Consider the following 12,038-nt stretch of genomic DNA (forward strand, 5'->3'; position numbering starts at 1 on the left):
CACGGGCGGCCACAGTGCGCATTTCGATCAACTACGGTGCGTAGCGCGGGACTCCTCGTCCGCCGCCCCACCTGCGCCGACGAGCCCCGTCCGCATCCCCGCCAGCCGGGGCGCGAACCGCTTCATCTCGCGCTGGCCGACGGTCCCGATGAGCCCGGGCAGATAGCCGCGGACGCCCTGCATCCCGCGCAGCCACCACTGCCCGTATACATGCGCCGCGCGGCGCTCGATGCCCGCCACGATCCGGTCGACCGCCGGGCCCAGCGGATACGTCTTGTTCGACGGCCACGGCAGCCGCTGCCGCAGCTCGCGCATGACCTCCTCCTGGTCGGCGCCGCGCACCATGTCGGTGTCGGTCCAGGACAGATAGCCGACTCCGACCCGCACGCCCCGGTACCCGACCTCGGCCCGCAGACTGTGCGCGTACGCCTCCACCCCGGACTTGGAGGCGCAGTAGGCGGTCATCATGGGCGCCGGCGTGATGGCCGCGAGCGAGGCGATCTGCAGCAGATATCCCCGGCTCTCGACCAGCACGGGCAGGAAGGCGCGGGCGGTCACCGCCGAGCCGATGAGGTTGACCTCGATCACCCGCCGCCATGCCTCGGGGTCGGAGTCGGCGAAGGGACCGCCGGTCGCCACACCGGCGTTGGCGACCACGATGTCGACCTTCCCGAAGCGCTCCTTGACCTCCCGCGCCACCCGGTCCATCGCCACGTGGTCCGTCACGTCGGCGTGCCAGTGATCGCTCTCGCTGTGCAGCCGCTCGGAGACCCGCTTGAGGGCGTCCGGCTCCAGCCCGACCAGCGCGACCTTGGCGCCGCGCGCGGACAGCTTGCGGGCGAGCAGCTCCCCGACCCCGCGCGCCGCGCCGGTGACGACGGCGACCTGTCCCTCCAGACCGACCCTGCTCATGCGCCCTCCTTGATCGTTGCGTACGTCACGACGAGCTCCCGGATCCGGCCGGTCACCAGTTCCGGCGCCTCGACGGGCGTCATGTGGCCGAGCCCGGGCAGCTCGGTGGTGCCCACGCAGTTCGGCAGCGCGGCGGCCAGCGCCCGCGCCTGCACCGGTGGGGTGAGCCGGTCGGCGGTCCCGACGACGACGGCCGCGGGCACCCTCAACTCCCGTACCGCGTGGTCGAGATCGAGCAGACCGAGCACCTGTGACCAGGCGTACCGCACCCTGGCCGGGCAGGCGTGCACGATCCGCGCGCAGGCCTCCACCATGTGCGGCGCCGAACCCGGGCCCATCGTCCCGTACTTGAGGACCCTGCGGGCCACGGGCGTGACCGGCCCGAGCGGTGCCCGCGCGCCGAGGATGTGCCTGGTCAGCCAGGTCCGCAGCCGGCCCGCCCTGATCGGTACGACCGTCGACTGCGCGACCAGCCGCGACGATCCGGTGCTGCACAGCAGGACGGCCGCCGCGTGCTCCCGGAAGACGGCCCGCTCGGCCGCCGCCATCACCGTCATGCCGCCCATCGAGTGGCCGGCGATCACCACCCGCTCACCCGGTGCCAGGGTGGCCTTGAGCACGGCTTCGAGGTCGTCGGCGAGGGCGTCCGTGCTGCAGATCCGGCTCGCCGGGCTGCGTCCGTGCCCGCGCTGGTCGTAGGCGATGACGCGGTGGTCGGTGGCCAGGTCCCGGATCTGGGCCGCCCAGAACGCGGTGGAGCAGGTCCAGCCGTGGGCCAGGACGACGGCGGGGGCGCCCTCGGGTCCGTGCACCTCGACGTGGAGCCGGGCGCCGTCGGCGGAGACGACCGTGAGCTCGCGGCCGGGGGCGGGCGGGGCGTACGGGCCGGACGATACGTGCGCCGGACGGCTCATGCCTCCACCTCCGCGGCCTTCTTGGCGGCCCTGGTCGCCGGACCGGCGGGGACGTCCTTCGCGGGCGCGTGCCCGGCGGGCCTCGCGGGCGCGCGCAGCACCTCGTACTCCGCGAGGTCAACGCGCCGCGTGGCCCGCCGGAACTCGGTCGTCGTACCGGGCCAGATGGTGGTGTTGCGGCCGCTCGCGTCGAGGTACCAGCTGGTGCAGCCGCCCGTGTTCCACACGGTGCGCTGCATGCGCTCCTGCACCCGGTGGTTCCACGCGGAGACCGCGCTCGGGCGGGCGTCCAGGGCGGCGCGGCCGCCGAGGACGTCCAGCTGCCGTACGAAGTCCGCCAGGTAGTTGAGCTGGGACTCGATCATCAGGATCATCGACGAGTTGCCGAGGCCGGTGTTGGGCCCGATGATCGTCATCCAGTTGGGGAAGCCGGCCGCGGAGGCGCCGCGCAGGGCCTGCATCCCGCCCTTCCATGCCTCGGCGAGCGTCTTGCCCTCGGCGCCCACCACCCGCTCGGCGATCGGCATGTCGGTGACGTGGAAGCCGGTTCCGAAGATGATCGCGTCGACCTCGGCCTCGGTGCCGTCGGCGCCGACCACCGTCGAGCCGCGGATCTCGCTCAGCCCGCCGGCCACGACGTCGACGTTGGGCTGCGCGAGCGCGGGGTAGTAGGTGCTGCTCAGCAGGATCCGCTTGCAGCCGATGCGGTAGTCGGGGGTGAGCTTGGCGCGCAGGGCCGGGTCCTTGACGGCCCGCGCCATGTTCCGCTTCGCCAGCCGCTCCACGAACCCGAGCTCGTCGGGGTGCTTGGTGAAGGCCTGGACCTGCAACTCCCTGATGCCCCACAGCAGTCCGCGCCGGGCCTGCGTGGTGAAGGGCAGCGCCCGGTGCAGGGCCCGCTCGGCGCCGCTGATGGCGCGGTCGACGCGGGGCATGACCCAGGCCGGGGTGCGCTGGAAGAGGGTGAGGCGGCCGACCTCCGGCTGGATGGCGGGCACGATCTGGATCGCCGAGGCGCCCGTGCCCACCATCGCGACACGCTTGCCCCGCAGGTCGTAGTCGTGGTCCCAGCGGGCCGAGTGGAAGACCTTGCCGGGGAAGGAGTCCAGGCCCGGGATCTCGGGGATCTTGGGGTCGGACAGCGGCCCGGTGGCGGAGACGACGATGTCCGCCGACAGCCGCCCGCCGCTGGTCTCGATGTCCCACCGCAGCCGCTCGGCGTCCCAGGTCATCAGCTTCACCTCGGAGTCGAAGCGGATGTGCGGGCGCAGGTGGAAGACGTCCGTGACGTGCTCCAGGTAGGCGCGGATGTGCTCCTGCCCGGAGAAGGTGCGCGGCCAGTCGGGGTGGGGTGCGAAGGAGAAGGAGTAGAGGTGGGAGGGCACGTCGCAGGCGCACCCGGGGTAGCTGTTGTCCCGCCAGGTGCCGCCCACGCTGCCGGCCCGTTCCAGCACGACGAAGTCGGTGATCCCTTCGCGCCGCAGCCGTACCGCGGCCCCCAGTCCCCCGAACCCGGACCCGATCACCGCCACCCGCACATGCTCGTGTTCGGCCATGCCGATGCCCTTTCCTGCACGACTCCGCCAGTGAATACTGGCACAATGGGGAGAGTAGAACAGGGACGTACTCATGGGTAGGGGGTCGGCGGGGAAAGTTACCGGCGGTACGACATAGGGTGCGGTCGTGGGCGACAAGCGTGAGTACCGCATGGAGGAGCTGGCCGGGCTGGCCGGCATCACGGTGCGCACCCTGCGGTTCTACCGCGAACGCAAGCTGATCCCGCCGCCCCGCCGCGAGGGCCGTATCGCCTGGTACGACGACCATCACCTGGCCCGCCTGCGCACCATCGCGGCGCTGCTGGAACGCGGCCACACCCTCACCGGCATCGCGGAGCTGGCGGAGGCCCTGGACCACGGCCGGGACGTCGCCGACCTGGTGGGCATCGCCCCCACCGAGGAGGAACCGGTCCGCCTCACCCCCGAGGAGCTCGCCGCGCACTTCGAGGGCGAGGTGACCCCGGAGAACCTCGCCGCCGCGCTGGACCTCGGCTACCTCGGCACCGACGGCGACGAGATCGTCCACATCAGCCGCCGCCTCCTGGACGTCTCCTCGGCCCTGGTCCGCGAGGGCATCCCCCTGGCGGAGGTCCTGACGGCGGGCGCCCGGGTCCGGGAGCACGTGGACGAACTGGCGCGGATGTTCGCCGACCTGGTCCTGCGCCACACCGACGAGAAGGACCTCCAGCGCCTGCGGCCGCTGGCCCGCAGCGTGGTGGAGGCGGAGATGTCCCTGGCGCTGGACCGCCGGCTGCAGCAGCGCGTCGAGGAGACGGATCAGGCCTAGGTGTATTGCCCCGTGAGGTCAGGAACACGGCTGGCGTACTGGAGGTCGTACACCACGGTCACCGGCGCGTGGTCCGACCACCGCTGCTCGTGCGTGGCCGCCCGCTCGACGCAGGCCTTGACGGCCCTGGCGGCGAGACCGGGCGTCGAGACGTGGTAGTCGATCCTCCACCCCGAGTCGTTGTCGAAGGCCCGCCCCCGGTAGGACCACCAGGTGTACGGTCCCTCGGCCCCGGGGTGCAGCGCCCGTACGACGTCGACGTAGCCGCCGTCCGCCGGGTCGAAGACCCGGCTCAGCCACTCCCGCTCCTCCGGCAGGAAGCCGGAGTTCCCGGTGTTGCCGCGCCAGTTCTTGAGGTCGGCGCGCTGGTGGGCGATGTTCCAGTCGCCGCAGACGACGACCTCGCGGCCGTCGGCGGCGGCGCGCTCGCGCAGGGACTTCAGATGGGCGAGGAACTCGCCCATGAAGCGGACCTTCTCGTCCTGGCGCCCGGTGCCGACCTCCCCCGAGGGCAGGTAGAGGGAGGCGACCGTGACACCCGGCAGGTCGACCTCGACGTAGCGGCCGCTGGTGTCGAACTCCGCGGAGGCGAAGCCCACCTGGATGCGGTCGGGCTCGCGGCGGGTGTAGAGGGAGACGCCGGCGCGGCCCTTCGCGGCGGCCGGCGCGTGCACCACGTGCCAGCCGTCGGGCGTGCGCACGTGTTCGGGCAGCTGCTGCGGCTCGGCGCGCACCTCCTGCAGGCAGAGCACATCGGCGGAGGTCGCGGCGAGCCACTCCACGAAGCCCTTCTTCGCGGCGGCGCGCAGGCCATTGACGTTGACGGAGGTCACAGTGAGCACGCGGGAACGATACCGGCACACCGGACGCAGTCCGGATCCCGGGATCGCACAGGTATACGGTGGGCAGAATGCAGATACGTCGCGTCGCCTTCGACCACCCCGACGCCGTCAAGCTGAACGACGAGGTCCAGGCGGAGTACCACGTCCGCTACGGCGACGGCGGAGACGCCACCCCCCTGGACCCGGCGGACTTCGACCCGCCGAACGGCGTGTTCCTCATCGCCTACGACGGCGGCGACAGCCCCGTCGCCACCGGCGGCTGGCGCACCCGGGACTCCAACGGCGAGGGCAACCTCGACGGCGACGCGGAGCTCAAGCGGATGTTCGTCGTCGGGACGGCGCGCGGCCGCGGCCTCGCCCGGCGCATCCTGGCCGCCCTGGAGGACGACGCCCGCGCGGCCGGCCGCGTCCGCATGGTCCTGGAGACCGGCACCAAGCAGCCGGAGGCCATCGCCCTGTACACCTCCAGCGGCTACGAGCCCTGCGAGAAGTTCGGCTACTACCGCTTCCACGAGGAAAGCCGCTGCTTCGCCAAGCCGCTGTAGCGGTCGCGGCCGCCGCCCCTGACCGGGTGTCAGCAAAGCGAAGATCCCGTCCGATCTGCCGATCGGACGGGATCTCGTCAACTGCTCCAGGTCTCCCTGAACAGTTGTTGCGGTGGACCTGAGGGGATTTGAACCCCTGGCCCCCTCGATGCGAACGAGGTGCGCTACCGGACTGCGCCACAGGCCCTTGCAACGAGTGAAACTCTAGCATCCCGATCCGGGTGCCTGGAAATCCGTTCCGCGCCGGGCCGGCGGCAGCGGTACAGGTCGGACCGGTGGTCTACTCGTTGGCGGCCTTCGGCCGGTCGCCGTCCTCGTACTGGTCGAACAGCGGCGTACGGCCCCGCTCGCGCGCCCGCCGTGCGGAAGCCGCCCGGCGGGCGTCACTGCGCCCGTCGTCGTCCGCCCTCTCCTCCGCGGGGGCGGCCGGCTCCGCGGGGGCCTGCCGTTCGGCACCGGCTTCGGGCCGCGCCTCCTGGTCCCGGGCGACCGGGCCCGACCGCGCGGAACTCCACGCGTCCGGCGCCCCGAGGTCCACGTCGGAGGTGGCCCGCGGAGCGACCGGCGCGGTCACGTAGGTCGGCAGGGGCACCGGCACGGGGTCCCAGCTGTCGCCGTGCCCGGGCCGCCGCTGCCGCTCGCGCTGCTGGTCCACCCACTCGGCGTGGTCGGTCTGCTCGACCAGGGCGCGCCGGTCGGCGGCCAGCGCGGACAGCCCGGGGTCGGCCTCCTGCTCGGGTCCTTCGTCGGTCTCGCCGGAGTCAGCCTCGGCGCCGGCCGGGCGCCGGCGCGGCTGGCGGGCGCGCTCGTGCAGCCGCTGGGCCGCGGCCTCGGCGCGGCGCCGGTCCATCTGGTAGGCGAACCGCCGCCGCTCCTGCGAGCGCAGGTAAGCGATGTAGGCGCTGAGCAGCACGGCGGGTACGCCGGGCGCCCAGAGGAAGGCGAGCCCGCCGACCGCGGCGACGACCGCGCCGAGCGTGAAGGCGACGAACAGCATCACGGTGGTGCGGCGCCGGCGCGCGAGCACCTTGGAACGCCGGGCGCGCGCCGCGGCCGCTTCGTCCGAGGCCGTGCGCCGGGCCGGCGGGACGCGCTTGCGCGCCGGGGCCGGGGCGGGCGTCGGGTTCGGTGCCGGCGTGGACGGGGGCGCGGGCGCTTCGGCGCGCGTCTGTTTGCGGGCCGGGGGCATGGCGAAGGCCCGGACGTCCACCGAGTCGGTGACCGCGCCCGGAGCGTCGGCGCCGGACTCCCCCTCCTCGGTGGAGCGCGCCCGCAGGTCCTTGGCGTACCGGCGCTCCATCCCCGCCCGTCCGGACAGCAGCCGGATGGCGGTGCTGAAGCGTTCCGTCGGACGGGCTTCGTTCAGCTCGTCCTGCCTACGGAGCCACATCGGCACCAAGTAGGCGGCCCAGGCCCCGACAATGACTGCGTAGATGAGGCCGCTGCTGCTCACGCCTCACACGGTAGAGGGGTTTGCGTGAGGCCATCTGCCAATTGAGCCGGTGTGTCGCACGATCTGGCTGATATTTCGAACTTTTTTTGTGACCGATGCGATCAGCACGCCACCGAGGCCGTGAATTTAAAGCCTTGAGGCGGTCGCCGTCCGATCAATTTCGAACATCTATTCAATTTCCCGGGCCTTCGCGGGATTCTGCTGGGAGCGTGCCCGCCGCCAGCGGTTGAGCAACCCGTCGGGGACCTCTTCCGCCGTGAGCGCGAAGACGAGGTGGTCACGCCAGGCGCCGTCGATGTGGAGATAACGCGGCCGCAGGCCCTCCTCGCGGAATCCGAGTTTCTCCACCACCCGCCGGCTGGGCCCGTTCTCGGGGCGAATGCAGACCTCGATGCGGTGCAGTCCGACGGTGCGGAAACAGTGGTCCACGGCCAGCGCCACGGACGTCGGCATCACGCCGCGCCCCGCCACGCCCTCGTCCACCCAGTAGCCGATATGCCCGGAACACATGGAGCCCCAGGTGATTCCCGCGACCGTCAACTGCCCGACCAGACGGCCCTGGTACTCGATGACGAACGGCAGCATCCGGCCCGAGTTCGCCTCGGAGCGAAGGTGGCGGACCATCTGGCGGAAGGTCGGGCGGTGCGCGATCGGACCGCTCGGCGTGGGCGGCGGAATCGTCGCCTCCCAGGGCCGCAGCCACTCCCGGTTGCGCCGGTTGACCTCGCGCCAGGCCCGCTGGTCGCGCAGCTTTATCGGCCGGAGGACGATGTCTCCGTCCGCCAGCACGACGGGCCAGGATGGGCTGTTCAGCTCGCACCCCCACCGGTGGCCGCGGGTCTGGGGTGATCGCCGCCGCGGATCTGGTCCACGGCGTGCACCAGCAGGTGCTCCAGGACGGCCAGGCCGTCCCGCACCCCGCCGGTGGAACCCGGCAGATTGACGATCAGCGTGCCGCCCGCCACCCCGGCCAGCCCCCGGGAGAGCGCCGCGGCCGGGACCTTCTGACGCCCGAACGCCCGGATGGCCTCCGCGATGCCCGGCACCTCGCGGTCGATCACCGCGCGGGTCGCCTCGGGGGTACGGTCGGTGGGCGAGACGCCGGTGCCGCCCGTGGTGACGATCACGTCGTACCCGGCCTCGACGCCCGCCCGCAGCGCGGCCTCCACCGGGTCGCCGTCGGGGACGACCTCCGGCCCGTCGACGGCGAATCCGAGGCCTTCGAGGCCCGTGACGATGACGGGGCCGCCCTTGTCCTCGTAGACCCCGGCGGCGGCCCGGTTGGAGGCCGTGACGACGAGGGCGCTGTACGGCGCGGCGAGAGCGCCGCCCGCCGGCGGATTGAGTGTCATGTCCGGCTCCAGTCGCCCGACTTGCCGCCCGTCTTCTGCTCCACCCGCACGTCCGTGATGACCGCCCCCTTGTCGACCGCCTTGACCATGTCGATCACGGTGAGCGCGGCGACGGAGACCGCGGTGAGCGCCTCCATCTCGACGCCCGTGCGGTCCGTGGTCCGCACGGTGGCCAGGATCTCCACGGCGTCGTCCGCGACCGACAGATCCAGTTTCACACCGGACACCGACAACGGGTGGCACAGCGGAATGAGGTCCGGAGTGCGTTTGGCTCCCATGATGCCCGCGATGCGCGCGGTCGCGAGGGCGTCGCCCTTGGGCATCCCCTCGCCGCGCAGCAACTCGATCACCCGCGGCGAGACGAGGACCCGTCCGCTCGCGCGGGCGGTGCGCGCGGTCACGTCCTTCTCGGACACGTCGACCATGCGGGCGGCGCCCGCCTCGTCGAGGTGCGTCAGTCGGTCCTGCGCAGGGGGTCCGGGGGTCTCCCCCCGGGAAGGCTCAGTCATGCTGTGCGGCGCTCCCGGTCACGGCCCCCGGCGCGGTGCGGCGCGCGGGCCTGTTGTGCGCGACACGGTACCGCCAACCAGGAGCGCTCAGCCGAGCAGGACCACCTCGACCTCGGCGCCGGGTTCGACGGACGCCACCTCCTCGGGGACCACGATCAGCGCGTCGGCGTGCGCCAGGGCCGCGATCAGGTGGGATCCGGCGCCGCCGACCGGGGTCACCGAGCCGTCGGCGTACGTCCCCCGCAGGAACTGCCTGCGCCCCTTCGGGGAGGTCAGCGCCTTCGCGGTGGTCAGGGTCGCGCGGGTCCTGGGCCGGTGGACGTCGCCGAGCCCCATGAGGGCGCGGATCGCCGGGCGCACGAACAGCTCGAAGGAGACGTACGAGGACACGGGGTTGCCCGGCAGGGCCAGCAGCGGGATGTGGTCGGGGCCGATGGAGCCGAAGCCCTGCGGCTTGCCGGGCTGCATGGCGAGCTTGCGGAACTCGATGCCGCTGCCCGCCACGTCCTCGTCGCCGACGTGCGACAGGGCCTCCTTGACGACGTCGTAGGCCCCGACGCTCACTCCGCCCGTGGTGACCATGAGGTCGGCGCGCACCAGCTGGTCCTCGATGGTGGAGCGGAGGGTGTCGGCGTCGTCGGCGACGGCACCCACGCGGTAGGCGATGGCGCCTGCGTCACGGGCGGCGGCGGTGAGGGCGAAGCTGTTGGAGTCGTAGATCTGGCCGCTGCCCAGCTCCTCGCCGGGCTGGACGAGTTCGCTGCCGGTGGAGACGACGACCACGCGCGGGCGCGGGCGCACCCGCACCGTGCCGCGGCCGATCGCGGCGAGCAGCGCGATCTGCGGCGGCCCGAGGACCGTGCCGGCCTCCAGGGCGCGGTCGCCGGCCTTCACGTCGCTGCCCTTGGCGCGGACGTGCGCGCGTGCCTCGGCCTGCCGGTACACGTGCACCTGGCCCTCGGCGCCCTCGGGGGCCAGGCTGCGGGCGCGCATCCCGCTGGCCGGCCCCTCGCCGAGGCCCCCGTCGGTCCACTCCACGGGGACGACGGTCTCGGCGCCGGGCGGCAGCGGGGCGCCGGTCATGATGCGGGCGGCCTGGCCGGGACCCACCCGGACCAGGTCGGCCTCGCCGGCCGCGACGTCGCCGACGACGTCCAGGACGGCGGGGAACTCCTCGCTCACGCCCGCCACGTCCGCGACCCGCACCGCGTACCCGTCCATGGAGCTGTTGTCGAACGGCGGCAGCGAGAGCGGCACCGTGACGTCCTCGACCAGGACGCAGCCCAGCGCGTCGAGGAGCTGCAGATCGATGGGTTCCAGGGGACGGACGGCGGCGAGGATGTCCTCCAGGTGCTCGTCCACCGACCAGAGGCGGTCCTGGCCGGCGGTGCGGGGCGCGGCGCTGCTCAACGTTCCTGCATCTCCTCGGCTACGTAACTGCGAAGCCAGGTCCGGAAGTCCGGGCCCAGGTCTTCACGTTCGCACGCGAGTCTGACAATGGCACGCAGGTAGTCGCCCCGGTCGCCGGTGTCATAGCGGCGGCCCTTGAAGATGACGCCGTGCACCGGGCCGCCCGCCTTCTCGTCCTGCGAGAGCTGCTGCAGGGCGTCGGTCAGCTGGATCTCGCCGCCGCGGCCCGGCTCGGTCTTGCGCAGTATGTCGAAGACGGCGGGATCGAGGACGTAGCGGCCGATGATCGCGTAGTTGGAGGGCGCGTCCGCCGCGGCCGGCTTCTCGACCAGGTCGTGCACCTTCACGACGTCGCCGTCCTCGGTGGGGTCGGCGGCCGCGCAGCCGTAGAGGTGGATCTGCTCGGGCGCGACCTCCATGAGCGCGACGACGCTGCCGCCGCGCTGCTCCTGCACCTCCACCATCCGCTTCAGCAGCGGGTCGCGCGGGTCGATCAGGTCGTCGCCGAGCAGGACCGCGAAGGGCTCCTGGCCGACGTGCGGGGCCGCGCACAGCACCGCGTGACCGAGTCCCCTGGGGTCGCCCTGCCGCACGTAGTGCATGGTCGCCAGGTCGCTGGACTCCTGGACCTTGGCGAGCCGGCCCGCGTCGCCCTTCTTCTGGAGGGCGGACTCGAGCTCGTAGTTGCGGTCGAAGTGGTCCTCGAGGGGGCGCTTGTTGCGGCCCGTGATCATGAGGACGTCGTCGAGGCCCGCGGACACGGCCTCCTCGACCACGTACTGGATCGCCGGCTTGTCGACGACCGGCAGCATCTCCTTGGGAGTGGCCTTGGTGGCCGGCAGGAACCGGGTGCCGAGGCCTGCTGCGGGAATGACAGCCTTGCTGATCCTGGGGTGCGACTGGGTCATACCGGCACCCTATCCGGTGCCTTTGCTCGGAATTTGCGGCTCCGGTTAATTGGCTCTCATATGAGCGCATTGGAAAGGGTACGGGTGCTGCCAATGAGTCACCTCGGACGTCCGGCCGAGCCTGACAAGCGAATGTTGCGGCGAGAGCTCCTCGCGGCGAGGAGCGGATTGACGGCGGATGACGTCCAGGAGGCCGCGGCCGCGCTGGCCGTGCGCGCGCTGGAACTGCCCGAACTGGCGCGCGCCCGCACGGTGGCGGCGTACGTCTCCGTGGGCAGCGAGCCGGGCACCCTCGCGCTGCTGGAGGCGCTGCGCGCGCGGGGTGTGCGGGTGCTGCTGCCCGCGTTGCTCCCGGACAACGACCTCGACTGGGGCGAGTACACCGGTGAGCGCTCCCTCACGCGGGTCCGGCACGGCGGAAGGACGGCCCTTCTCGAGCCCACCGGGGAACGCCTCGGCCCGCACGCCGTGACCGGGGCGGACGTCGTGCTGCTGCCGGGACTGGCGGTCGACGGCCGCGGGATGCGGCTGGGGCGGGGCGGAGGGTCGTACGACCGCGTCCTCGCGCGTCTGGACCGGGCGGGCGCGCGTCCCGCGCTCGTGGTGCTGCTGTACGGCCGCGAGGTCGTCGAACGCGTCCCCGTGGAGGCCCATGACCGGCCGGTGCACGCGGCGGTGACACCGTCGGGGGTGCGCCGCTTCCCCGGCGACGCATCCCGCGGAGGCACATTCCGCGGAGGCGCATTCCGCGGAAGCGCATTCCGCGGTGGCACATCGGGAGACGGCGTATCCGGATACGGCGTATGACGAAAAGGCCCTCCCACGCGCGGGGGAGGGCCTTTTCCTCTTC

The 12,038-nt window shown here is 72.6% G+C and carries 12 protein-coding genes, 1 tRNA gene and 1 pseudogene; 3 read left to right on the forward strand and 11 right to left on the reverse strand.

Features of this window, described 5'->3' with window-relative positions; translation table 11 throughout:
- Positions 1–27 precede the first annotated feature (27 nt).
- The 3 genes from ACJ9NR_RS16580 to ACJ9NR_RS16590 are packed head-to-tail and all read right to left on the reverse strand — an operon-like array spanning position 28 to position 3,382.
- Complete coding sequence (locus tag ACJ9NR_RS16580; RefSeq protein ID WP_412488333.1) at positions 28–912, reverse strand: SDR family oxidoreductase; 885 nt, start codon at positions 910–912, stop codon at positions 28–30.
- A complete protein-coding gene (locus tag ACJ9NR_RS16585; RefSeq protein ID WP_412488334.1) occupies positions 909–1,826 on the reverse strand; it encodes an alpha/beta fold hydrolase in 918 nt (305 codons plus the stop codon). Before ACJ9NR_RS16585 ends, ACJ9NR_RS16580 begins: the two co-directional genes overlap by 4 nt.
- A complete protein-coding gene (locus ACJ9NR_RS16590) occupies positions 1,823–3,382 on the reverse strand; it encodes a flavin-containing monooxygenase (RefSeq protein WP_412488335.1) in 1,560 nt (519 codons plus the stop codon). Before ACJ9NR_RS16590 ends, ACJ9NR_RS16585 begins: the two co-directional genes overlap by 4 nt.
- Before the next feature lie 127 nt (positions 3,383–3,509).
- On the opposite strand from ACJ9NR_RS16590, the gene ACJ9NR_RS16595 reads away from it, so the two are divergent.
- Positions 3,510–4,169: a MerR family transcriptional regulator gene (locus ACJ9NR_RS16595; RefSeq protein WP_412488336.1), complete on the forward strand. Its 660-nt coding sequence runs from the start codon at positions 3,510–3,512 to the stop codon at positions 4,167–4,169.
- Here the strand turns inward: ACJ9NR_RS16595 and ACJ9NR_RS16600 are convergent.
- Positions 4,166–5,011 (reverse strand): exodeoxyribonuclease III, encoded by an 846-nt coding sequence (locus ACJ9NR_RS16600; RefSeq protein ID WP_412488337.1) that lies wholly within the window; start codon positions 5,009–5,011, stop codon positions 4,166–4,168. The genes ACJ9NR_RS16595 and ACJ9NR_RS16600 overlap by 4 nt on opposite strands.
- A gap of 68 nt (positions 5,012–5,079) precedes the next feature.
- Here ACJ9NR_RS16600 and ACJ9NR_RS16605 point away from each other — a divergent pair, with 68 nt between their 5' ends.
- Positions 5,080–5,556: a GNAT family N-acetyltransferase gene (locus ACJ9NR_RS16605; RefSeq protein WP_412488338.1), complete on the forward strand. Its 477-nt coding sequence runs from the start codon at positions 5,080–5,082 to the stop codon at positions 5,554–5,556.
- A gap of 113 nt (positions 5,557–5,669) precedes the next feature.
- Here the strand turns inward: ACJ9NR_RS16605 and ACJ9NR_RS16610 are convergent.
- From ACJ9NR_RS16610 to galU, 7 genes are all read right to left on the reverse strand, one after another.
- Positions 5,670–5,743 (reverse strand) — tRNA-Ala (locus tag ACJ9NR_RS16610).
- Between the two features lie 93 nt (positions 5,744–5,836).
- Positions 5,837–7,009: a divisome protein SepX/GlpR gene (gene sepX / locus ACJ9NR_RS16615; protein WP_412488339.1), complete on the reverse strand. Its 1,173-nt coding sequence runs from the start codon at positions 7,007–7,009 to the stop codon at positions 5,837–5,839.
- Positions 7,010–7,177: 168 nt separating this feature from the next.
- Positions 7,178–7,798, reverse strand: coding sequence for a GNAT family N-acetyltransferase (locus tag ACJ9NR_RS16620; RefSeq protein WP_412488340.1), 621 nt, complete (start codon positions 7,796–7,798; stop codon positions 7,178–7,180).
- A 20-nt stretch (positions 7,799–7,818) separates the two neighbouring features.
- A complete protein-coding gene (locus ACJ9NR_RS16625; protein ID WP_412488341.1) occupies positions 7,819–8,361 on the reverse strand; it encodes a MogA/MoaB family molybdenum cofactor biosynthesis protein in 543 nt (180 codons plus the stop codon).
- Positions 8,358–8,870: a cyclic pyranopterin monophosphate synthase MoaC gene (gene moaC, locus ACJ9NR_RS16630; protein ID WP_412488342.1), complete on the reverse strand. Its 513-nt coding sequence runs from the start codon at positions 8,868–8,870 to the stop codon at positions 8,358–8,360. Before moaC ends, ACJ9NR_RS16625 begins: the two co-directional genes overlap by 4 nt.
- 87 nt (positions 8,871–8,957) lie before the next feature.
- Positions 8,958–10,280 (reverse strand): molybdotransferase-like divisome protein Glp, encoded by a 1,323-nt coding sequence (gene glp / locus ACJ9NR_RS16635; protein ID WP_412488343.1) that lies wholly within the window; start codon positions 10,278–10,280, stop codon positions 8,958–8,960.
- Positions 10,277–11,188 (reverse strand): UTP--glucose-1-phosphate uridylyltransferase GalU, encoded by a 912-nt coding sequence (galU, locus tag ACJ9NR_RS16640; RefSeq protein WP_412488344.1) that lies wholly within the window; start codon positions 11,186–11,188, stop codon positions 10,277–10,279. Before galU ends, glp begins: the two co-directional genes overlap by 4 nt.
- Positions 11,189–11,281: 93 nt before the next feature.
- Between galU and ACJ9NR_RS16645 the strand changes: the two are divergent.
- Positions 11,282–11,890: pseudogene (locus ACJ9NR_RS16645) on the forward strand (5-formyltetrahydrofolate cyclo-ligase); the annotation flags it as partial.
- Between the last annotated feature and the right edge of the window lie 148 nt (positions 11,891–12,038).

The sequence above is a fragment of the Streptomyces sediminimaris genome (genome assembly GCF_047049295.1).
Classification (GTDB): domain Bacteria; phylum Actinomycetota; class Actinomycetes; order Streptomycetales; family Streptomycetaceae; genus Streptomyces; species Streptomyces sediminimaris.